This window comes from Stieleria maiorica (assembly GCF_008035925.1).
Taxonomy (GTDB): domain Bacteria; phylum Planctomycetota; class Planctomycetia; order Pirellulales; family Pirellulaceae; genus Stieleria; species Stieleria maiorica.
Window position 1 is genome coordinate 5,238,216 of the sequence record NZ_CP036264.1, and the last position, 23,471, is coordinate 5,261,686.

Genomic DNA, 23,471 nt, shown 5'->3' on the forward strand with positions numbered 1-23,471 from the left:
ATGCAAATCGATCGAAACGAATTCCTGAAGTACCTTGATGAAAAGATGGGCGTTGACACCTCCGAAATCGAGGGTGATACAGCGCTCTTCTCGAGCGGAATCCTGGACTCATTTAGCATGGTTGACGTGGTGATGTTTATCGAAAAATCAGCTCAGACAAAGTTGCGCCCCGGTGAAGTGAATCTCGAAAACCTTGACTCCGTCGATCGAATCATCAACTTCATCGAGACGCGGCAAGACGATTGAACAACATGAACGAACTCTTGCAGCAGGTGGCAACCGAATTCGGAACACCCTGCTATGTATACTGCATCGATCAGATCCGTTCGCGCTGCCAACTCGTCAAAGACGTGTTCGGGTCGCGCTTTCAAATCTCGTATGCGGTGAAATGCAATCCCAACCGGGGCCTGCTGGAACGGTTGCGCGAGTGCGTCGATCTGCTCGACATTTCATCGGTCGGCGAATTGCATCGTGCGATTGATGCGGGCTGGAGTGCATCGTCGCTTAGTTTTACGGGACCGGGCAAACGCCCCCATGAGATTGAAGAGGCGGTCAGGGTGGGCATCGGCGAAATGGTCGTCGAATCCGTCCCGGAAGCGATCGCCTTGAATCGGTACGCCGAACAACTCGGCCGCGTCCAGCCCGTTCTGGTCCGGATCTCTCCCGCCAAGTTGCCTCGAGGGTTCGGTGTCCGCATGGCGGGGCGACCGAGCCAGTTCGGGATCGACGAAGAAGACATCGACCTGGAGATGCCTCGAATCCAGAGCCTATCAAACCTGGAGATACGCGGGTTGCATATCTATTCGGGGACCCAGTGCCTGAACACACAATCAGTCATCGAAAACTACTCGATCATGATTGATCTTTTCCGTCGGGTTGCCCACACCCATGATCTGTCGCCCCAACGATTGGTCTTCGGATCCGGCCTGGGGATTCCCTATTACCAAGAACACGAACCCATTGACTTGAATGAGGTTGCCAGCGAAACCTGCCCCATGCTGGACGCGCTTCGGGGCGAGCAACGATTTTCCGAAGCCAAGTGTGTCCTGGAAACGGGCCGATTCATCGTCGGTGAAGCCGGCTATTTCTTGACCGGTGTGGTGGCGAGAAAACATTCACGCGGCACCGAGTTTGCCATCCTTGATGGTGGCATGAACCATCATCTCGGTGCCTGTGGCCACTTGGGGACGGTGATCCACCAAAACCACCGCATGTTCAAAGTGTCCCCCGACGGAGCAGGAGAATCCGCGACCCAGAAATATGACTTGGTTGGTCCTCTTTGCACGACGATCGATACCGTCGGCCACGATGTTGAATTGACGGAACTTGAGATCGGCGATGTGATCGCAATTCAAAGCAGTGGAGCATACGGGCGCAGCGCCAGTCCGCTCGGTTTTATCAGCCACAAGGCTCCCAAAGAGATTCTTCTGGATGTGACAGGAACCGGCCCGGATTTGCACGATGTGACCGAGAGCTGGCCATAGCGACGGGACGCAACCGACACGCCGGGGCCAGGACACGCCGGGGCCAGGACACGCCGGGGCCAGCGCCGTATAAATTTCCCCCGCATGATCCCCCCGACGCTTAACGGCCTGTTGATTTTCGAGTTTGCGATGAGTTAGCGGGAGCCCACCAGCCCGAAACGCAAGGGAACGGGCCCGACTCGCCCTTTGCTCGCGCTGCGGGCTAGTAAATCAACCGGCCGTTACGCGGCCCGATCGGCCGCCGCAAGTTGAAGCCCCTGCCCGCCCCCGCTACAATTTAAGCCGGTCGGACACTTTCGCACGAAGCATTCTTGCACCTTGGAAGATCTTTGATGGGTCCCGAACAGTCTCAAATTTGGAGGCTCTTCGCGTTTGTGCTTGCCAGCCTTGTCGCGGGGACGACGAATGGCCAGTTCGACGCATTGATCGATCGTGAGGTTGCCAGGCAGCATGGCGAACGCGAGACCGCCTTGATTTCGCGGTGTTCCGACGAGGTCTTCTTGCGGCGTGTGTACCTGGATCTTTCTGGTCGAAATCCTACCGCAGCGCAAGCGAGGGAGTTTCTTGACAGCGAAGCACCCAACAAACGCGATGCGCTGATCGACGAACTGATTGAACGGCCCAGTTTTGGGGTCAACTTGGCGGATCGGTGGGATACCGAATTGACGTACGGGGACTCACAGTGGCCGCTCATCCCCTTCACACGATGGCTGCAACGTCAATTCAATGAGGATCGTCCGTGGGACGAGACGGCCCGCGAATTGCTCACTGCGACGGGAGCACAGTTTTCCAATCCGGCCGTTACGATGTTCTTTGGCGCGGGAAAGAACCAAACGCTTTCACCGGAACAGGCGACCGATCTGGTTGGTCGGGCATTCATGGGAATCACCCTGGAGTGCGCCCAGTGTCACGATCACCCCAATTCCGAATGGACCCACCGACAATATTGGGGCATTGCGGGTTTTTTAGGCAATACAACACTCACTTCAAAATGGCCCAACCGCGCCCTGGCACCATCCCGTGAGGTCCATGAGGTCGAAGGGGTTGTCGTCGGGGTTGCCGACGCAGCCGCCCCGGATTGGCGTTACGAATCGCCGGATCGCGCGCTTAATGTGGTGGCATCACTTCCCGACCAAGAGACCGGAACGGAAGGTCGTGCCGCTGCGTACCGGAGGGTTCGCTACCGAGCGGAGTTTGCCGACTGGCTTTTGCAGTGCGAAACGCCCTACCTGGCCCGATCCTTCGTCAATCGCGTTTGGCATCACCTGTTCGGCTGCGGCTTGGTCGACCCCGTGGATGACCACCGCACCAACAATCCGCCGCGATACACTGAGCTGCACAATGAGCTGGTGAAAAAATTCCGCGAAGACGGTTACAAGATCAAGAAGCTGTACCGTGAGATCTGTCAGTCTGCGACTTACCAACAGGAGGGTGTGTCGCACGACGACCCGAGAGATTTGGCGGGTACCAATCTCCGCGTTCTCTCACCCAACCAACTGTTTGATTGTTTTCACTCGATTCTGGGTGAAGAGGCGGTGACGTATACGCGGGGCATCTATGGGGCGCGAGGCGCACGTCGCGGATTTATTCGAGGATTCGGCGACGAGGCGTCCATCGGGAAACCGACCAGTTTTTCCAAAGGAATGCGCGACTTTCTCAAGGTCCTAAACTCACAAAAGATCGAAGGCGGAACGCGATGGCGGATCGAACAGCACCGGGACCTTTGGGACACGCCCCCGGCGATAGTTGAAGAGCTGTTCCTTCTGACACTCTCACGTCGCCCCAGTCCGAATGAGTTGTCAACGATGCTCCAGTTCATCCAGGAAAGTGAATCGGCGGATCAGGGGTATGAAGGCGTGCTGTGGACACTCTTGAATAGCGGCGAATTTTTCGTTATTCCCTAACGGTGCGATTGGCCAGGAGGTGGACGAATCATGATCTCACGACGCAATTGGTTGCTCTCCTCGGGCTTGGCCGGATTTTCGGCGGGGTTCTCTGGTGGAAGCTGGCTGAAGGCGAGCGCCGAAGAGGCCGCCACCAAACGAAAAAAGTGTATTTTGATCTGGCTTGACGGTGGCCCGAGCCACATCGACACGCTTGATCCAAAACCTGACGCTCCGGATGGGCACGGCGGACCGCTTCGACCGATCCAAACCTCGGTTGCCGGTATTCACCTCGCCGAATCCATGCCGGCCATCGCCAAGCTGATCGATCGTGGTGCGATCATCCGCGGGATGAGCACTCAAGAGCGCCAACATGCCGTTGGTCGGAAACACCTGCACACCGGCTACCTGACATCGCAGGCGCTCGATTTTCCCAGCATCGGGTCAGTCGTTTCATACTTTCACAGCGAAAGTGAAGGTGGGCCACCTCGCTACGTCCATCTGGGCGGCGGCGATTCGAGCGGCTGTTCCTCCGGTTTTCTGGGTGCCAGTCACAACCCGTTGAAGGTGGTGGAACAGATCGACCATCTCCGGTCCAAAGTACGTCCGAACGAGTATTCACGCAGAATGAAGCTACTGCTGGACTGGGAGCAGACTCACCCTAAGAAAGACGAAGCACTGTTCACGGCTCACCGTCAAACGCTCCGCAAGACGCTAGACTTTATGCATAGCGACTACCCCGGTGCGTTCGATCTGGCGAATGAGCCCGACTCGATTCGTCAGCAATACGGGAAAACAAAAATCGGCAATGCGTGCCTGCAGGCTCGCCGACTTGTCGAACGCGACGTCTCATTTGTCGAAGTCAATTCGCCACATTGGGATATGCATAGCGGTATCTATAGTGAAGACACGTCTGGAATCAAATACAGAACACTTGAACTGGACCAAGCGGTTGCGGCATTAACACTTGACCTGGACAGCCGGGGACTACTCAACGACACCCTGATCGTCTGGATGGGGGAATTTGGAAGAACCCCCGAGCTTCGTGACGGTAATCGAAATGGCCGCGATCATTATCCGACCGCTTGGTCAACGCTTTTGATCGGTGGTGGAATCCCCGGCGGGCAAGTGATCGGTAAAACGGACGAACGAGGTGCAACCGTGCTCGACCGTCCGGTCAGTGCGGCCGATTTCCTTGCAACGGTTTACCAGATCATCGGGCTGGATCACCGTTTGGAAGTGATCGCACCCGGCAATCGCCCGATGCAGCTGGTCGACCGCCTTGCGACCCCGGTCCCCATCGAAAGTCTGGTCTGAGGTCTCCCAATCCGCAATCTCGGAGCTGCCGTTACAAACGGCCGAGCCTGCCGGAATTGCCTGCGGTTGCCCCGTCTCTGGACGGTCGCCGCAAGCATAATGGGCGGTTGCTAGTACACTCTCGTTCACATCACATTGGATCGATCGGAAGATGAGCGGCGACGTATCGCTATTGAAGTGATACAGCGTCTGCCAACAAACCGTTCCCCAGCCAATACGGAAACCCATGTTTAAGATTACCGTTGGTGTCTGTTGCTATCGCCAAAAACAATGGCTTTATCGTTGCCTGCGAAGCCTTTCCAGCCAAACCCTGCCGCACGATCAGTTCGAAGTGCTGTTGGTCAACGATGAACCAGACGAAGACCTGAGTGACGTCCAGGAGTGTTTCGAAGAGGACTCCGCCTTCAACATTCGCCTGATCAACAACAAGCAGAATCTTGGACTGCCCGGATCGCTCAATCAAATCTTGCGTCGATCCCGCGGCCAGTACTTCGTTCGCGTCGATGCCGACGATTACGTCTCAAGACATTTCCTTTTTGTCTTGTCGCTGTTTTTGGATATGAACCGCACCTACCAAGCGGTGACCTGTGACTATCGAAAAGTCAATGAGGTGGGAACACCGCTGGAAACGTTGAAATTCCAGGACGAGCCGATCGCCTGCGGCATCATGTACACCTACGAGGCACTTTGCAATCTGAATTTCTACAACGAGGAATTCAAAATGCGCGAAGGACATGATCTGTTGAATCGGTTCTCGGAGAAGTATTGCGTGATGCATCTGCCGTTCCCCCTGTATCGCTACCGGATCCACGATTCCAATCGGACGCACAACGCCGATGAAGTACGTCGGTATGACTCGCAGCTTGAAGCAGCCAGTTCCGCAAAGGACCAGGGTGTCAGTTCGTAGCGACTATTTCACCGGACCGTACTGCCCTTCCGTTGCGTGCTGCGATCGCACCGACAATCCACTGCCACTCATAACACTTCTATCAAACCTCGATGAGTTCAGAATTTCGAATCGGGATTGTCGGTTGCGGGAAGATTTCGCGGCGTCATGTCGAAGCCTGCTTGATGTCGACCAAGGTTGCCATCACGGCTCTTGTTGACCCAGCGATCGACAACGCCGTGGCTCTTTCAAAAGAATTCGGTGTCACTGCGAATATCGCAGCGAACATTGATCAGTGCATCAATGAGCTGGACGGCGTGATCATTGCGGCACCGAACAATTTCCATCGCGAGATCGCAATCACCTGTGCCGGCGCCGGCGTTCATGTTTTGATTGAGAAACCTATCGCGGGGAACAGCGAAGACGCGGAAGCGATCTGCCTGGCACACGAGCGGGCGGGAACGGTGTGTTCGGTGGGGTTCGTGACGCGTTACCGGAGCAACAACCGCCAAATGCATCGCTTGATTCAATCAGGCTACTTTGGTGAGATCACTGAATTCGCTTACCAATTCGGATCCCGCGGTGGCTGGGCGCCACTTTCAGCGTACAACCTGGACAAAGAAGCCACCGGTGGTGGCGTGCTGGTCGTCACGGGATCGCATTTTCTGGATCGAATGATTCACTGGTTCGGGATTCCTACAGAATCGTGTCTATGGACCGATTCCGAAGGCGGTCCGGAAGCGAACTCATTCGCCGCCTTTCGATTTGACCGAGAAGAAGACGCATCCATCCACGGATCGGCGAGGTTCTCCAAAACCGTTGCACTGCCTGCGGGATTTGTGATGAAAACGAGCAAGGGGATTGTCAGTCTGGTGGATTCCCCGGATGCCCGCATCAAGATTCGTACCGGTGACGACTCGCCAACATTGGCGATCGAACCCGACGATGAGTCTGGAAACATCTTTCACGCACAGGTGGAAGACTTCGTCCGTGCATGTCGGGGACAAGAATCATCCGTGGTCAGCGGTCGCGATGCGCTGCAGTCCGTGCTCCTTACCGAAGAACTCTATCGCAACAGCGGGGCCTTGGGCGAAGCACCTTCAACCGGCGTCTTGCGTCAGAGCGTTTCTCACTGAAAATCATCAGCATTGGATAAATAGGCATGAACAAAATTGCGATTTTCGGTGCATCGGGATTTGTCGGCAGCACGCTTGCAGAAGAGTTGCTAGCCGAAGGAGTGCCTGTCCGCTGCCTGATCCATTCCTCGGGCAATGCGTGGCGATTGTCGCGGCATCGCATTGATTTGCAAATGGTCGATTTGCTCGATCCCGCGTCGGTCCGCAGAGCGATTGCCGATTGCAGCCATGTCGTCAATTGCTCACGCGGAAAAGGCGAGGCGATGACGGTCGGGGCGAAAAACCTGATTGATGTATGCGCCGAGGCGAACGTTGAGCGTTTTGTTCACATCAGCAGTGTGGCGGTGTACGGCGATGCGTTTTCTGTTCCCGTCATCAGCGAGGACCATGCCACCACTCCCGAACACGGATCGTACGGATGGAAGAAACTGAAACAGGACGAAATGGTCCAGCGGGCGTTTCGGCGGGGATTGAATTCGGTGGTGGTGTGCCCGCCAAATATTTCGGGTCCCTATTCGATGTTTCTGGAGGAAATCTGCCGTGAACTGAAAGCGGGGACCTTTGCCTTTGTCGATGAAGGCCGTTTCCCCTGTCCGCTGATTGATGTCGGAAACCTGACTCATGCACTGCGCCAAGGACTGAATGCGTCCGAGGGCGACGGGCAACGTCGCTTGGTCTGCGACGAACCCACGGCGACGTGGCGAGAAGTGGTCACTGCGTTGAGCGAGATGCTGGAGATTTCGAATCCAATCCCCAGCGTGACGTCGGCCGAGGCGGAGGAATTGACGCGGTCGAAACGGCCCCAAAAAGGGTCGATCAAGAAGTCGATGGGGCACCTTGTTTCATCAGGGGTGCGGATGTCCCTGCGGCAAGACCCGTACATCGGAAGCCTGGAAAAGTTTGCGGTCAATTGTGCGAAGCGGCTTCCCAAGACGATCCAGGATCAGTTGCGAGATGATCAAAAGAGAATCTCACCAGTCGTGGCCAAACCAAATGTTTCCGTGCGTTTGTTGAGTCAACAGTTACGGAACGTCACCTATTCCTGTGACGCGGCCAAGAAGGCATGGGGCTACGATCCGCCGATCGATTTTGCCGAGAGCATGGATCGATTTCAGCAGTGGGCGAAACTGCATTGGGGGCTGGGCAGCGCACCGTATCAACTACTCGCGGAACTGCGTTGAATGCTCAAATCGCTCATCTACTTGTTGCTGTTTGTGATCGGGATCGGTGCTACGATCTCCAGTTCGCTGTGGGGTGGCGTGACGGTCATCCTGGCGTACCTGTTGAACCCACACCTGGTCGCCCGCGAAATCCCGCTGCAACGCTATCAGTTCTACGCCACCGCAGCATTCGTTCTCTCGACGATGATGTATCCGGCGAGCCGCTTGCGCTCGGTCGGTGTGGACAAATGGGTTTTTACCTTCCTTTGGTTCTATGTAGCTGACTGCTGTGTCGTATCACTTTTGCTGTCGCGAGATCCCCTTTGGGCGATCGACCACGCAATCGAATTTGGCAAAACGATTTTGGTCGCATGGCTGTTAACCAAAATCGTCCACTCGGAGCGGGACATTCGGATCTTGCTGATCGCTTGTGTGATCGGTGGGTTCCATGCGGCGTTCATGCACACCGTTGGAATCGACCTGGACTGGGTCTCCGAGAAATACAAGGCGGAATACGGCGTGTTGCCAGAAGCGCAGGCGCCGACCAACCTTTTGTTGTTGCCTTTGTTTGTGCTGATCGCAATGTTGGGCAGCACCCGCTATGAAAAGTTATTGGGATGGATGGGGCTTCCAATCGTATTGAACAGCATCGTCGAGTCTTACCAGCGTGCCTATTTTGTTGGGTTGCTTGCCGAAAGCGTCTTTTTGCTGCTGTTCTTACCCAAGCGGATCGCGATTCGCTTGATCCCCGTCCTGGCCGTTGCGATCGTTCTTTACGTCTCTGTATTGACGCCAGAAAACTATTGGTCGTGGATGGACACCATCAACGAGCCGACAAAGGAGGGTTCGGCAGCCAGCAGGTATGATCTCTACAAGGCTAGTGGTGAGATGCTTGCCGATCACCCGCTTGGCGTGGGCTACCGCAGTTTTATCCTTGAGTCGAAAAAGTATTATGGGGCCAGTAAAGCCGCGCACAGCACGATCTGTACAGTCGCTTGCGAAACGGGCGTGCAAGGATTTTGCTTGTGGCTGGGAGCCGTTCTGACCACGTTTTGGATTTTGCGTCGAATCAGAAAAGCTGCCGATCCAAGCAATCCGCATCAACTTGAAGTCTACGCCATGGGGATCGAGATCGGACTTATCGGTTGGCTGGTCGGCGGACTGTTCCACTCTGACCACCAAACCGATCCCGCATACTGGTTTCTCGCTTTCGCGGTCGTTCTACATCGGCTGCGGTTTGCGCCTCCTGAAATAGAACTCGATCCCAACGCGCCCGACGCTGCCGGTTCGACATTTGGCTGACGCCGATCGGCATCCCCCCCAACTTCTCACACGTCAGCCGCCACTTTGTTGGTCGCTAGCGTCGTCACGAATCCCAAGCCTCACGTTCCCCCCATCGAAGATTGAATCGTCGTTTCAAGAGAGCGAGCCATGAAAACAGAGCAACTGAATTCGGACTTGACGGCTGCAAACACAGAATCTGACAGGGATGGGGGGGATGACCGCGGACTGGAGTTGTCGGTCGTCATGCCCTGCTTGAATGAAGCAGAAACGTTGCAGATCTGCATTGAGAAATCACTCGACACGATGCAAGCGCACGGCATCGATGGAGAGGTGGTAATCGCCGACAATGGAAGCACGGATGGCTCTCAAGAAATCGCGCGTCGCTCGGGAGCCCGAGTCGTGCCTGTCGAATCAAAAGGATACGGCAGTGCATTGCGAGGCGGAATCGCAGCGGCGAAGGGAAAATTCGTGATCATGGGTGACGCCGACGACAGCTACGATTTCACCCATATTCCTAGAATCCTGGAAAAACTGAGGGATGGAAATGATCTGGTGATGGGCAACCGATTTAAAGGCGGGATCGAACCGGGCGCGATGCCGCCTCTGCACCGCTATTTGGGGAATCCTGTGCTCTCCGGGATCGGGCGTTTGTTCTTTTCTGCCCCTTGCGGAGATTTTCACTGCGGACTCCGCGGTTTTCGCCAGGACTTGGTCGAGCGATTGGACCTCCGCACGACCGGGATGGAATTCGCCAGTGAAATGGTCGTCAAGTCAACCTTGCACAAAGTCCGCATCGCGGAGGTTCCGACTACGCTTTCTCCGGATGGACGATCGCGGGCACCACACTTGCGGAGTTTCCGGGACGGCTGGCGGCACCTCCGATTTATGATGCTGTACAGCCCGCGCTGGCTATTCCTCTACCCGGGACTGTTGGTTTTTCTGATCGGCGTCGTGGGGATGCTGTGGCTGCTTCCTGGCAGCCGATTTGTCGGGAATATCGTTCTGGACATCAACACACTGCTCTATGCCGCCGGGGCCGTCCTGATCGGTTTCCAGGCGGTCCTGTTTTCGGTCCTGACAAAGGTCTTTGCCGTGACCTCCGGCCTGATCCCCAAACCGGTATCGTGGGAAAAATGGTTTCAGATTGCGAAGCTGGAAACGGGGCTGATTCTTGGCGGCGTGCTCATGGTGGGCGGAGTGATCGGGTCCGTCTTTGCGGTGACCCAGTGGGGGCAAGAATCATTTGGCGAGCTTGATCCGTCTCAGATGATGCGTTTGGTCATCCCGAGTGTGCTCGCGATGGCGTTAGGTTGCCAAATCGCCCTTTTCAGTTTCTTTTTCAGCGTCTTGGGATTAGCCCGAGACTAGGCGTCGTGATTGCATTGGATCGTTAAGCACCGCGTGAGAGGCATTTCGATGTCGTTCTTGTTCATCCCGAAACATCCACGCGTGGCCGTGTTTGTCGTCTGTATGGCCATCAATTTGGTGGTTCAGATAACCGTGCTTGTCAGAAATCCTGAGTACATGAAGGATTATGCTGTCGCCGGCGCGAAAGATGGAAAAGGTTATGTTCGAATTGGCGAAAATCTATTGTTGCGGGGTGAATACAGTCGGCATACCGAGCCACCCTACACACCGAACATGCACCGCCCTCCCGTGTTTCCCGTCATTGCGGGATCCCTAAATCTGGTCTTCGGGGCGTTCGGGATTTATCTGACGCAGGCGATCTTTCATTCGCTGTCGTGTGTGTTGTTATTTGATATTGGGTCGAGTTGTTTCACACCTCGAACTGGTTTCCTCGCCGCGTTGCTGTTCGCACTGAACTTCATTTTTGTCTTTGCAAATCTTCGGCCGCTGTCAGAGGTTACCTTTACGCTTCTCGCTTTGGGCGGCGTGCGATACGTGCTGGTCTCACTCGATTCATCCGGGGATGATCGCAGGCTTTCAGCCAGTCTTTTGATCGCGGCGATACTCTTTGCACTCTGTATCTTGACTCGGCCTGCCGGCTTGTATCTGCCATTGCTTTGCATCGCCGCTGTTGCCGTCAATGGTATCAGCCGTCGAAAGTATTTTGCGACCGCCGTTCAAGTGACGTTATTCGCACTGGTCGTGTACCTGCCGGCATATGCGTGGACTTGGCGGAATCATCGCGCGACCGGGCTTGCCAAACTCACGTCAACGGATGTCGGGATGCCCGTGTACTACCTGGGGGCGGCCGCATATCAGATTCATCACGGGGTGGACCGCGAGGAAGCCCTTCAGATGATCCAAAACGAGTTCCAGATTCCGTCCAACCATGAGCTTCACAATCATGATTTCGTGGGGGGGAATCTGTCGGAGAAGTACTTCAGTGTGAAGCAAGCGGTCCGACCGGTCCTGAAAAAATATCCCATCGCGACGATTCAAGCGGGCACCACCGGAATCCTGCGGGCGGTCGGATCGCATACGGCGGCGAACTCGGCACTCGCGCTCGCGATGGAATGGAATCCCCCGGGATTCGGTCGACTGGTCAAAGGCGACCAACAGGCGTTTCGCGACGTCTTTAAGAACTCATTGGCCCTGGTGGGAATTGTCGTCTGGCAGCTCATGCTGAGCGGAATGACGCTCGCTTTTGCCGCACTGACAGCCCTGTTGATGCTCCGGCATCCAATGCGTTACCGACTGTCGGCCTGGTTGGTCCTTTTGGCGGCCGGCCACTTTCTTGTGATGCCCGCCCTTTCCGCATTTGTCGCGTCGTCTCGTGCTGCGGTTCCCTTGTGGCCATTTGCACTTGTCTTGGCTGCGGACACGATGTCGAGGTTTGTGTTCGATAGGCGTCATCACGAGGATCCCGACGTCCTTGAGTCTCCTGGGACGCCCAACTCCGTTTAGCGACCACCCTTCGCAAATCGCCTGCTGTCGCTACGCCACGGAACGCACCTCTTCGATTAATCGCTACAATTGGCAAACGCCTTTCGTCTCCCCTGCGAAGTTGAACCACGGTTCTGACTACCGATTGCATCCGATCCGACGGCTCGCAAAATGAGCGTTTCACTTGAGGCGCGTGATCAACAAACAGAGTGAATTCGCGACGTGAAAAAACGCATAGAGAAAACATGTCAAGCAACAACGTAGCAAACGCGTCGGCAATGCCTCAGGACGCTGAACGCCCAGTTGAACGCGAGAATCAAACTGCGATCGATGATTTGACCGTCACAGTCATTGAGCCGCGCAACGGACTGCGGCTGCTTGACCTGGCTGAGCTGTTGCAGTACCGCGACCTGTTCATGTTTCTCGTCTGGCGTTCGGTAAAGGTGCGGTACGCCCAGTCGGCGATCGGGATCGGATGGGCAGTCATCCAACCGGTTTTTTCGATGCTCGTTTTCAATATCGTCTTTGGCAAGCTGGCCAACATGGAATCGGACGGTGTGCCCTATGCGATCTTCAGTTTTACAGCACTGGTCCCCTGGACGTATTTTTCAAACGCAGTCAATGACGGAACCAACAGTCTGGTCACGGGCGCAAACATCATCAGCAAGGTCTACTTTCCCCGGTTGATTCTGCCGCTTTCGGCCGTCACGGCGAAACTGATCGATTTCGCGATCGCGATGGGGGTGCTAGCGTTGATGATGGTATGGTTTCAGGTCGTTCCTACGTGGGGCATCTTAGCATCGCCCCTGCTGATCGTGATGATGATTTTGACGGCGTCCGGCTTGGGGACATGGTTAACCGCACTGGCTGTCCAGTATCGCGACGTTAAACATGCGATGTCGTTTGTCGTGCAGTTGTTGATGTACGCGGCACCGGTCGTCTACCCAACCTCACTGGTTCCTGAACGATTCCAATACCTTTACGCTCTCAACCCGATGGTGGGAGTGATCGAGGGCTTCCGTGCGGCGTTGCTGGGGACTAGAGATATGCCATGGGATTTCATCGCGATCGGATTTGCAACCAGCATCTTGATCGCCGCGACGGGGTTGGTGTATTTCCGAAACCGAGAACGCTTGTTCGCTGACGTCGCGTAAGGTTGCACGATTCAGTCGGTGCCCCAACACTCCATCCAGACAAACAGAATGTCAACTCCACTGATCACTGTCGAAGGGCTGTCAAAGGCGTATCGCATTGGGTTAAAAGACGAGATTCCCGATACGTTCATGGGCGCATTGACCGGCTGGCTGCAGTCCCCGCTTCGCAACCTGAATCGTCTCCGTCGTCTCAACACCTTTCACAAAGAGGTCGCCACGGCGCGAAGTGCGGGCAACCGCAGCCAACAAGGGTCGATGGCGGCCCCGGACGATGGCGGATTGTCGACCGACATCGAAACAGACATTGTGTGGGCGTTGCAGGACATCTCGTTTGAGATCAACCAGGGGGAGGTGGTTGGTGTGATCGGGCACAACGGCGCGGGCAAGAGCACGTTGCTCAAGGTGCTTTCCCGCATCACCGATCCGACGACCGGCCGAGCGGTGATTCGGGGGCGCGTCAGCAGCCTGCTCGAGGTCGGAACGGGATTCCATGCGGAACTGACCGGTCGCGAAAATGTTTACATGAACGGAACGATTCTCGGGATGACCAAACGGGAAATCGATCGAAAGTTTGACGACATCGTCGAATTCAGCGGTGTCAATAAGTTTCTTGACACGCCCGTCAAACGCTACTCATCGGGCATGAAGGTGCGGCTGGCATTTGCCGTCGCCGCACACCTTGATCCCGAAATCCTTATCATCGACGAAGTCCTGGCCGTCGGCGATGCAGGGTTTCAACGAAAGTGTATCGGAAAGATGCAGGACGTGGCCCAGAGTGGCCGCACGGTCCTATTCGTCAGTCACAATGCGGTCGCGCTTCGGAGCCTGTGCCAACGCGGAATCTTGCTGCAAGGAGGACGAAGCGTGATGGACGGCCCGCTACCAGAAGTCCTCGATTTCTACCTTTCATCGCTGAACTCCGTCGCCGCCCAGGAAGACCTCGCGACGCGCACCGATCGTGGCGGAAAAGGTGACTTCAGGGTGCAGGCGATCGAAATACGCGACGAACAAGACGTTGCGATCAACACCGTCGCGACCGGTCAACCGACAACCGTTGCCGTCCAGATTTCCGATTCGGTCAACTGTCCCCAGTGCGCCTTGCGTGTTTATGACGACAAGGGACATTTCATCACTCAATTTGACTCTCGCCTCAACTCGCTCGAGGATGACTTGCCAAATGTGTCGACCGATGTGATTCGATGCAGCGTTCCCGAGGTTCTGCTGATGCCCGGGCACTACCGAGTGGATGTAGAACTCTTTGCCGAAGGCGTGCGACAAGATCAGGTCAAAGCGGCGTGTGCGATCGAAGTCATTAGTGGTCGATTGCATGGGCGTCCGCTCAAGGATCGCAACAACCTTCCATCCATTGCCCATCCACATCGTTGGGTCTACCAGACTCCGTGTCAAAAAGAAGCATAGTGGCCGATTCGATTCGTGTCGAAAACGATTGTCAAGCCATGTCGCTTGCGTCTGAGATCATTTGTGCATGGGGATTGTAGGTTGAGCATGGACAATACCAATTTGATTACCGCTTTCATCCAGGCTCGCATGTCATCGAGTCGCTTTCCCGGCAAAGTGCTGACGCCGTTTCTCGGACGACCGCTGATCAGTCACGTCATCGATGCGGTCCAGACGGTTCACCTGATCGATCAGACCGTGGTCGTGACCAGCGATGAACCTTCGGACGATCCGCTGGTCGACTACTTGGATTCGATCGGTTGCGATGTCTTTCGCGGTCCATTGGATGACGTGTTCGGGCGTTTCCTGGCGGCGATGAAGCGGTTCCCGTCCGACTGGGTGCTGCGATTGTGCGCCGACAGCCCTCTGCTCAGTCCGAATGTTCTGAACGAAGTTTGCCGACATGCGATGCCCGACGCCAACTGGGATATCGTTACAACTCGTTTTGCCCCGAAGTACCCCAAGGGACAGAATGCGGAATTGATCCGGGCCGATGCGATGAAATCAATCGACGCGGAGCATTTGACCGACCATGACCGCGAGCACGTTACACCGTGGTTCTACCGCCACCGGGACCAATACCGCATCGCCAATGCTCGCGGAGTCACGATCGACCTGGCCGGTGGCGACTATACGGTCGACACGCCAGACGATCTTGTTCGATTGGAAGCGATGCGCTCCAGCACCGGCAATCCCTCCCAAACGGATGAAGCGACGTGAAATCATTCCATCATCTAGATCGCCCGTTTGTGATCGCCGAAATCGGCGGCAATCACGAAGGTGATTTTAACTATGCGATCAAGCTGCTCAATGACGCAGTCGAAGCTGGTGCCGATGCGGTCAAGTTTCAGACCTACACTCCGGACCGAATTGTCAGCAAGGTCGAATCGCCGGAACGCCACCGGCACTTTGGAAAGTTTGCACTGACCTCTGATCAATACGTGACGTTGGCGCACGAGTGCCACGAGCGGAACGTTCAATTCATGAGTTCCCTTTGGGACCTGGAATCGATCGAAGTGCTGGACCGTTTTATCAGCGTGCACAAGGTGGGATCGGGGGACCTGACCAACTATCCGCTATTAAAGCGATTGGTGGAAACGCGAAAGCCACTCTGCATCGCGACGGCGATGAGCAACTTGGGCGAAGTGCAGGAAACGGTCGACTTCCTCGATTCAATCGATCCCACGCTGATCCCTGAAGGCAGGCTCTGCGTGATGCACTGTGTCGCAATGTACGGCGATTCATTAGACGAATACACCAATCTGCGTGCCATCGAGACGATGCGTGACGCCCTGGATGATCGAATCGTGATGGGATACTCCGACCACACGACGGGAAATGTCGCCGTCAAAGCTGCGGTCTGCATGGGCGCTCGCGTGATCGAAACTCACTTTACCGATGACAACTCTCGCGAGTTTCGAGATCATCATTTCGCCCACACCAAGGAGTCACTCGCCGATTTCATCGAATTTTGTGCGCGCCGTGAAGCGATGCTCGGAGACGGCGTCAAACGCCCCGTTCATCGCGTCGAGACCCCGCGTCGTATTTGGGAGTTTCGCCGAGCCTGCTACTTCAAGCAAGACATGTGTGCCGGTGACGTGGCATCGCTGGACAATTTGACGACTCTGCGGCCTCACGAAGGAATCGATGCCCGGAACTATTTTGATTTGATCGGCAAGAAACTGGTGCGCGACATAAAAGCATTTGAACGGTTGCGGTGGGACGATTTTGAGGGGGCAAGTTAGGTTTACCCCACGCGCCCATTCGTCTGATCCAATATTCCTCGCCGCACGGCGTCCGGTTACTCCTGTCCCTTTCGATCGATTGTGAACTCGGTAGACACCTCATGCTCCCCGCTGGTCTCGGTTGTTATGCCGGTCCATAACGGCCAAGTCTATCTGGCCGAGGCGGTCGACAGTATCCTGCGGCAATCGTTTTCGGATTTCGAGCTGATCGTTGTCAATGATGCGTCGACCGATCAAACGGCGTCAATCCTGGACGGGATCCGAGACGCCCGTCTGGTCCGGCTGACCAACGAATCACAACTCGGTGTGGCGGCATCGTTGAACCGAGGACTCGCCGAATCGAGAGGCCGGCTGATCGCCCGCATGGACGCCGACGACCTCTCAGTCGATAGTCGACTTCAACGCCAGGTCGACTTCATGCAGACCCATCCCTCCGTGGTCTTGTGCGGCAGCGAAGCGGAACGGATCGACGCCCAAGGACAGCACCTGCGGGACATCAAGCGTCTGCACCACAACATTGAAATTCGCTGGCACCTGCTGTCAGCCAACCCATTTATTCACCCCAGCGTCATCTTCCGGGCCGACGCGGTAAAACGGGTCGGAGGGTATGACCCGAATCTTCGTTGTGCGCAGGACTACGATCTGTGGTGCCGGCTGGCTTTGGAAGGGGAATGTGCCAATCTTCCGGAACGTTTAGTACGCTATCGATTGCACGCCAATGCGATTTCGGCGACGAAGCGTTCCGAACAAATGCGAGTGACGCGTCAAAAGAGTATGGCGCACTTGGTGGATTCAGGCGTTGCCGGTTGCCAAGATCAGTCAGAACTATTCCTGGCCTTTGCCGCCCGCTCCGGTGAACCCCACAGAATCTGGGACTATCCCAGGCCACAATGGAACCAGTTCCCCGAAATGGTCGATCGTTTTTTCCATTGTTTCGATGATCCGGCGGACGACGCGACAGCGGCGTGCCGCCGCTGTCGCCAAACGATCCGACGAATGGTACTTCGACATGTCAACCACGTCGGACTGAATTGGGGAGCAGCGTATCAGCTCTTTCGACTGGCGCGACGAGTTGATCCGGAAGGAATGGGGATGCGACAGATCACGTCGCGGTCACTGCGAAGAGCGCTTCGACGCTTACCGTTAAGGGGATCCCACAAGGGCAACAAAGCCGCATCATTGGACGAATTCGCCTCCCGACACGATCCATCAAGAATGGTGATTTGATGACAACCAGCTTCAAAATCTGTGCGGTGATCCCCGCCTACAACCGCGCCCATCTGATTGGTGAAGCGTTGGACAGCGTGGCATGCCAAACCAGGGTTCCCGATGAAGTGATTGTCGTCGACGACGGTTCAACGGATGACACCGTTCAGGTGGTTCAACGATGGGCAGACCGGAACTCGTTTCCGATCAAGATCATCCAGCAATCCAACGGCGGCGCCGCGTCGGCACGCAATACGGCGATCCGCCAGACCGACGCAGACCTGATCGCCCCGTTGGATTCCGATGACGTATGGGTCCCGGATCACGTTCAGATTCTGCTGCAAGCGTTTCACAATCATCCCAATCTCGTTGTCAGCGCCGGCAACACGAAACGTCTGGACGATCTGCCCCAATTTAAACGAGAGGCTTACGGAGAAGAACTATTTAAGAAATTCGAGTATGATTGCGATGATGCTGGCCTGCGGATTATTCGAGGGTCCGCATTCAAGAGCCTTTTGAAGGGTGCCTATATTCAGACTTCTAGCTGTATATTCCAAAGGGCGGCAGCGGTCGAAGTTGGATTGTTTGACGAATCACTCCGCTCATACGAAGATCAGCTGTTCTTCCTTCGCTTATCGCGTCTTGGGACCTTCGGTCTTTACATGGCACCGGTCACACTGCTCCGCAAACACGACGACAACACGACTCACCGACGCCATATTGCCAGCCATATCGTTTGTGCGATCGATGCACTCACGATAGCGCTGGGAGATGCAGACAAAATGAAGCTGAGCGACGACGAGGTGGCGGCGGTGCGCGGTGAACTCACCAGGAGAACCGGCCGCGCGATGGAGAGGGCGTCGCGATATGGCATTCGCCCCTACTGGACCGTTTGCCGTGAACTGACGCGCCGTGGGCTTGTCGCCTCACTCATTCGCCCCAAGCCATTGCTGAGAGCATTGATCCACCCCAAAGGCGACACCGATAAGCTGCAACAGATTTCCAATTAGCAGCGGTTGATTCGGACGACAGTCCTGTCCTGCGCAAAATGAACACACTTCTCTACGTCACACTCGATAAGACGGAACGAATTCCGCCGGAGACTATCCGTAATCTTCACGATGTTCACGTGCTCTTTCTTGACCTATCAGAGAGTGGGATCCAAAGCGAACTCCCGGATAGCTGGAAACGGCTGAATAGCAGCGAACTATTCGACCCAGATATGTTTCGTCGCGACTTTCTTCGGTTTCTTGAAGAATGGCCTAAAAAAGCCATCTTCAAACAACAATGCTTCGACGAGCTATTTCGTTTGCGAGACGGATATTCAGTCTGGTGGACCAGTGTGGGCGCCGTTCGAACACCGAGCAACTCAAATGTCAAGATGCTAAAACAACTTTGGGTTCTCGATCGGGCATTGCAGCATACCAAGGTCGAACGAGTCGTGCTCAATGGTCGCTCACGCGAGCTCGACAATGCGATTACGTTGCGCTGTCAACGCGATTCAATCTTGGTCGAGCGAAATGGCAGAACGCTCAGCACGAAAGCGACGTCCGGGGTTGTCGGAGCCAAGTGGCTGGCAATGCAGCTTGTGCAGCTCACCGCAGTCCCCTTTAAGATCACGACTCTGGCCCTTTTCGTTCGAATTCTGACTCGAGGCCACCAGGAATCTCGGAGTACGCGGTCCGCCCCGGCCATCCTCCTGAGCCCGAATCTTTCACGACTGGTGAAAATGACAGATGCAGGCGTCGAGATCCCGTTTTGGGACGCCTTTCTCAATGAATTAAAAAAGCAGTTTCCGGACGTGAGGCAGAAATTCCTGCTGTTCCCTAAGCAAGCGAAAAAGGGTCACTGGAACATGGTTCGATGGCTGCGAGATTCCGGAGCCGAATTGCTTGATAAACTGGACGGGGCGTTGCCTCCTGCTGAACGCTCTACAGGACTAATCAGCTGGGGCATCGCGTTGCCCAAACAAATCGCTGCCCTCCTGCGGTTTTACCGAATTGATAAGTCGGCTGATTTTCGATCCTCGTTTACCTTCGCGAATGCAAACATCTATGAATTGATCATTCCGGCGTTAGGTAAGGCTGTTTCAAATATGGCTGAATGGGAACGTGAAGTAGGTGTTCTCACAACAACGTTCTCTCGCGCGGGGAACATTAAAGCCGTCTTGCTGTTGGCGGAGTTTTATCGGCCTTCGATGCGATACATTGCCGCGGCAAAACGGTTGAACATCCCTGCCATCGGTGTTCAACACGGAGGGATCATGCCAATGCATCTTGTTTACACAGTTCCTCAAGGCCATGTTGGCGGCGCTCCAATCCCCAGTTACTTCGCGGTGTACGGCGAGTACGTGAAGGACATTGTTTGCAAATTAGGCGCCTATCCAGAAGACAGGGTCTGGATCGCCGGATGCCCCAGAATGGACGTTCTTGTCAACAACGTGGCTGGTCGGGCGAGCGCGCGGGCGAAGCTGGACCTTCCTACGGACAAAAAAATCATACTGCTTGCGACCCACACGTACCGCACCTACCCGTGGTTCATTCAAGTGATCAAATCGGTATTCCAGGCGACGGCCGATCAAGACGACTGCGTCGTTTGTGTGAAAACACATCCCGGAGACGTGGGAATGTTGAATACCTACCGAGAGGCCGCGAAGCATTCCGGCAATGCGTCGGTGAAATTCTTCGGCGACCACTTTGAAACGCTTCTGATCGCCTGCGACTTTCTGATCAGCGGTTCTTCGACAACGGTATTGGAAGCCACGTTACTGGGAAGACCGACGATTTGCGCAAATTTTTCCGAAGAACCAGATCGCTTTCCCTACGTTGATGATGGTGCTTCCTTGCCAGCCAGGGATGATCAAGAACTTCGTCGCTCCATAGAGACGCTACTGAGTGACCAGGGGTCTGACCAGCGAAAAATGCGACGAGAGGCATTTGTCCGCAGGCACCTCGGGCCCACCGCAGAAGGCCGTGGGGCAGAAGCGATGGTGCAATTCATCAGCCCGCTTTTGTCGTCACATGTGAACTGACCCCCAAACAACAACACCCAGTATTATTACGGATCATCGACGGAACCTTCGATGCTAGCCGGCGATTGCCGAGACGATTGCCGTCTTCATCACAGGGCAGTGAACGACCGGCTCGGCCGAACCTATTGGCAGAACGATTCGTCAGAACAATGCTTTGACGAATACCGAGAGCAGCTTTCCTGCGGTCGTCGTGCACATGAAGCGAGGCTACTTCTTGCTCTTCACATGCGGGAATTCCACATCCGGAATCTGCTTGCCGAGAAAAGGACACAACTTTTCCCAGCCATCACCTTCGAAGATGTTGATCACCAGAAGGTCATCCGGCCGGTTCTCAAAATATTTCAGAACGTTGCGATGATGCTGATCGTAGACTTCTGCTAGTTTTTCCTCGTCTTCGAATGCCAAGACGCCATAAGTAGATTTGCGAATAAACCGTATCGCCTCGTCATCTCGTGTTCGACGCCATGCCCTTTTCAGGGCCTTCCGGAATCCAGTTCTACGCAATTCGTCCTGAAGCGTCATGGCGAAGACCTGGAAACGACTCTTATTCAGATACCTCTGCCAATCCACCCGATTCACATGACTCATGCTTCTAAGCCATGCGTCCTTGTCACGCATGGTTAAAATGAATTTGCTGCCTGGGTATTCCTTGTCCAGTTGAGGGTAAATCGGAATAGTGTTGATGTCTGTAATCGACTGATATTGCTCGAGAATACTCAACCGGTAATTCCCGCTGGACACCTCTTTGAACGTCTGCTTGTCGGTGGGCCAATGGATCGATCGAATCCCTAAAAGCCAAAGCGATCGATCAAGGCTTCGGGTCCCTGTGTGGCTCAGGCCTAGAGTGAAGAGTTTGTTCATCCGATTGGTGACGTTGTATCAGTATTGTGGAAGAGCCGAATACCCAGTTGTTCGAACCGTTCCCCGCACCGGTTTTTTCGCGATTGTGAAACCCGCGTTCGTTGAACATCATAATTGCGACTTTCTGCCATCAAAGCTCCAGGTATCATGCCTGAGCGACATTGAAGTTTTCAGTTCGTCGCCAAATCCCCCCCAGGAAAATCGAGCCCTCTTGATCTCAACACGGCCAGTTTTTGGGATCAAGAGTGGCTTACCCGCGGTACGCAAATGATCCGCCGAATGGAATCCCGCGGGGTCGCTGACGTATGACGTCGCCTTTTGGCGGGCGTCTACAGCGGGGAGTTCCATGATATCTTGCTCGGACGGAGATCGCCATGCGTGGCATTGGGACGGGGCTGAACCGAGGCCACATTCCAGCTCGCTTTCGCGCAGATGAGACGACTGGCCGGGCACAGCAGTGAACATTACCGTGCGAAACCAAGTTCCGGCTAAGAGGCACTCAAAAAAACAGGATTGGATGGCTCGCGGATCCGCCTCGCAACTCAGCGAATTGCCAACGCATGGCCAACCGTTACAATCGCCAGGATGCATCCACATGTCCAGAGCAACGCAGCGTCCCTGGCACAACGAATTGCATTCGCGTGCATTGTCAAATAATGTGCAATCCAACCACATCCCCTTCCGTCCTAATCGTCTTTTTCTGCTGCTCGACGCCTGAAACCGTCTTCTGATTGATCGAGAATCCGATGTCAAATGAATTGCAAGCGACAAAATCTGCGTCGACTCTAAGAAAGAACGCCACGGCTTATCAAAAGATCGTGATGCCGGACGGTTCGGTGACCGGAGGCCGATTCGATCGCTCCATCACTTCCCAGGTGATTTTCCCGGACGATATGACCGGTCTCTCCTATCTGGATATCGGAACGATGGAGGGTTTCTTTCCGTTCGAAGCCTTGCGCCGCGGCGCCAGCCGAGTGGTTGGATTGGATATGAATGCCAACTACGTGCACAACGCGAACGTTCTGGCGCAGAAACAGGGACTGCCCGGTGAGTTCCATCAACTGGACATCGATTTCGAAACTCCGACGGGCCAGTTCGACTACGTTTCCTGCCTCAACGTGCTGCACCATTTGATCGACCCGCTGGAGGTGATCCAGAAGCTGATCTCGGTCACCAAGAAAAGGCTGATCTTGGAAGTCGCGGGGCTAGGATACCACGAGCGCAAGAAGCTGAAGATCCCCTGGGTGGCAGGCAAGTTGATCGAAAAGATGCCGCTGATCTATGTTCGGAAAAAGGCGTTGACCGGCAACCGGCAAAAGTTTTTCATCTCCGCGCCGGCGATGAAGAACTATTTGCTTGGGCACCGTTTTGTCTTTTCCGACGTGGAGATCATTCCGTCACCCTTCAAGGGGCGGTACATCGCGATCGGGCACCGCCGGAACGTACGTCGGCTGGTCATCGTTGCGGGCCCGACCGCCGCGGGAAAGTCCACGCTGATCGACCGGATGTCCAAGGGGCAAGCGTCTGACGTCGCCGAACACCTGAATTTGTCAGATCCGTCGACCTGGAGCACGCAGGAGGTCGAAGACCTTTCTAAGTCCACCGTTGCCGATTACGGTGATATCGTGGTCCCGTTCGATTTCTTGTCGCGACTGAAGTGGAACATCACCGACTATCGAAAACTGCAATTGATGGATCTGATTCGTTGTGCCGAAGAGGTTCAAGTTCTCACGGTTGGGGCGACGCCTGAGCTGCTTCGAGAACAATTCGAATCGAGTAAAATCCAGTCTTACGTCAAGAAGCACGGCAAACAGCCTAACAAAGGGCCACTGGTGGAGTTGAGAGACAGCTACCGCGACCCAGAAGCCGTGCGCAACTTCTATCAACACTGGTTCGATTTCGTTTCGACAGGCGGCTGGAAACACAGCGTGATTGCGAATCAGGATCAGCCAGCGTTGTCGGACCCAATGCAATGGATCCAATCGGTGGATTGGCAAGGCTGAACGGATGCTTCTC

The 23,471-nt window shown here is 55.1% G+C and carries 19 protein-coding genes; 18 read left to right on the forward strand and 1 reads right to left on the reverse strand.

Annotated features, from left to right (window positions below; all coding sequences use genetic code 11):
- From Mal15_RS17770 to Mal15_RS17850, 17 genes are all read left to right on the forward strand, one after another.
- Entirely contained in the window at nucleotides 1-246 is a 246-nt protein-coding gene (locus Mal15_RS17770) for an acyl carrier protein (RefSeq protein WP_147868995.1), read from the forward strand.
- Nucleotides 247-251: 5 nt separating this feature from the next.
- Entirely contained in the window at nucleotides 252-1,484 is a 1,233-nt protein-coding gene (locus Mal15_RS17775; protein WP_147868996.1) for a type III PLP-dependent enzyme domain-containing protein, read from the forward strand.
- 374 nt (nucleotides 1,485-1,858) lie between these two features.
- Nucleotides 1,859-3,388 (forward strand): DUF1549 domain-containing protein, encoded by a 1,530-nt coding sequence (locus Mal15_RS17780; RefSeq protein ID WP_167546884.1) that lies wholly within the window; start codon nucleotides 1,859-1,861, stop codon nucleotides 3,386-3,388.
- A gap of 30 nt (nucleotides 3,389-3,418) precedes the next feature.
- Complete coding sequence (locus tag Mal15_RS17785; RefSeq protein ID WP_147868998.1) at nucleotides 3,419-4,684, forward strand: DUF1501 domain-containing protein; 1,266 nt, start codon at nucleotides 3,419-3,421, stop codon at nucleotides 4,682-4,684.
- A 226-nt stretch (nucleotides 4,685-4,910) separates the two neighbouring features.
- Nucleotides 4,911-5,591, forward strand: coding sequence for a glycosyltransferase family 2 protein (locus Mal15_RS17790; RefSeq protein WP_147868999.1), 681 nt, complete (start codon nucleotides 4,911-4,913; stop codon nucleotides 5,589-5,591).
- 92 nt (nucleotides 5,592-5,683) lie between these two features.
- Nucleotides 5,684-6,706, forward strand: coding sequence for a Gfo/Idh/MocA family protein (locus tag Mal15_RS17795; protein ID WP_147869000.1), 1,023 nt, complete (start codon nucleotides 5,684-5,686; stop codon nucleotides 6,704-6,706).
- A gap of 26 nt (nucleotides 6,707-6,732) precedes the next feature.
- Nucleotides 6,733-7,887 (forward strand): NAD-dependent epimerase/dehydratase family protein, encoded by a 1,155-nt coding sequence (locus Mal15_RS17800; protein WP_147869001.1) that lies wholly within the window; start codon nucleotides 6,733-6,735, stop codon nucleotides 7,885-7,887.
- Nucleotides 7,888-7,920: 33 nt separating this feature from the next.
- Nucleotides 7,921-9,168 carry an O-antigen ligase family protein gene (locus Mal15_RS17805; protein WP_233903552.1) on the forward strand — a complete coding sequence of 416 codons (1,248 nt, stop codon included), beginning with the start codon at nucleotides 7,921-7,923 and terminating at the stop codon, nucleotides 9,166-9,168.
- Between the two features lie 129 nt (nucleotides 9,169-9,297).
- Entirely contained in the window at nucleotides 9,298-10,518 is a 1,221-nt protein-coding gene (locus tag Mal15_RS17810) for a glycosyltransferase family 2 protein (protein ID WP_147869003.1), read from the forward strand.
- 273 nt (nucleotides 10,519-10,791) lie between these two features.
- On the forward strand, nucleotides 10,792-12,021 hold the full coding sequence (locus Mal15_RS17815; RefSeq protein ID WP_167546886.1) for an ArnT family glycosyltransferase: 1,230 nt from the start codon (nucleotides 10,792-10,794) through the stop codon (nucleotides 12,019-12,021).
- Nucleotides 12,022-12,245: 224 nt separating this feature from the next.
- Nucleotides 12,246-13,154, forward strand: a complete 909-nt coding sequence (locus tag Mal15_RS17820; RefSeq protein WP_233902864.1) for an ABC transporter permease — start codon at nucleotides 12,246-12,248, stop codon at nucleotides 13,152-13,154.
- Between the two features lie 48 nt (nucleotides 13,155-13,202).
- A complete protein-coding gene (locus tag Mal15_RS17825; protein ID WP_147869005.1) occupies nucleotides 13,203-14,573 on the forward strand; it encodes an ABC transporter ATP-binding protein in 1,371 nt (456 codons plus the stop codon).
- Between the two features lie 87 nt (nucleotides 14,574-14,660).
- Nucleotides 14,661-15,332: a cytidylyltransferase domain-containing protein gene (locus tag Mal15_RS17830; RefSeq protein WP_147869006.1), complete on the forward strand. Its 672-nt coding sequence runs from the start codon at nucleotides 14,661-14,663 to the stop codon at nucleotides 15,330-15,332.
- Entirely contained in the window at nucleotides 15,329-16,357 is a 1,029-nt protein-coding gene (locus Mal15_RS17835; protein ID WP_147869007.1) for an N-acetylneuraminate synthase family protein, read from the forward strand. Before Mal15_RS17830 ends, Mal15_RS17835 begins: the two co-directional genes overlap by 4 nt.
- A gap of 126 nt (nucleotides 16,358-16,483) precedes the next feature.
- A complete protein-coding gene (locus Mal15_RS17840) occupies nucleotides 16,484-17,584 on the forward strand; it encodes a glycosyltransferase (protein WP_147869008.1) in 1,101 nt (366 codons plus the stop codon).
- Nucleotides 17,585-17,610: 26 nt separating this feature from the next.
- Nucleotides 17,611-18,573 carry a glycosyltransferase family A protein gene (locus Mal15_RS17845; protein WP_167546888.1) on the forward strand — a complete coding sequence of 321 codons (963 nt, stop codon included), beginning with the start codon at nucleotides 17,611-17,613 and terminating at the stop codon, nucleotides 18,571-18,573.
- A 38-nt stretch (nucleotides 18,574-18,611) separates the two neighbouring features.
- The gene (locus tag Mal15_RS17850) at nucleotides 18,612-20,594 is read left to right on the forward strand and encodes a CDP-glycerol glycerophosphotransferase family protein (RefSeq protein ID WP_147869010.1); all 1,983 of its coding nucleotides are present in this window, start codon (nucleotides 18,612-18,614) and stop codon (nucleotides 20,592-20,594) included.
- Between the two features lie 207 nt (nucleotides 20,595-20,801).
- Here the strand turns inward: Mal15_RS17850 and Mal15_RS17855 are convergent, their stop codons facing one another.
- Nucleotides 20,802-21,455 (reverse strand): sulfotransferase family protein, encoded by a 654-nt coding sequence (locus Mal15_RS17855; protein WP_147869011.1) that lies wholly within the window; start codon nucleotides 21,453-21,455, stop codon nucleotides 20,802-20,804.
- Nucleotides 21,456-22,201: 746 nt separating this feature from the next.
- On the opposite strand from Mal15_RS17855, the gene Mal15_RS17860 reads away from it, so the two are divergent.
- Nucleotides 22,202-23,458: a class I SAM-dependent methyltransferase gene (locus Mal15_RS17860; protein ID WP_147869012.1), complete on the forward strand. Its 1,257-nt coding sequence runs from the start codon at nucleotides 22,202-22,204 to the stop codon at nucleotides 23,456-23,458.
- Nucleotides 23,459-23,471: the final 13 nt, after the last annotated feature.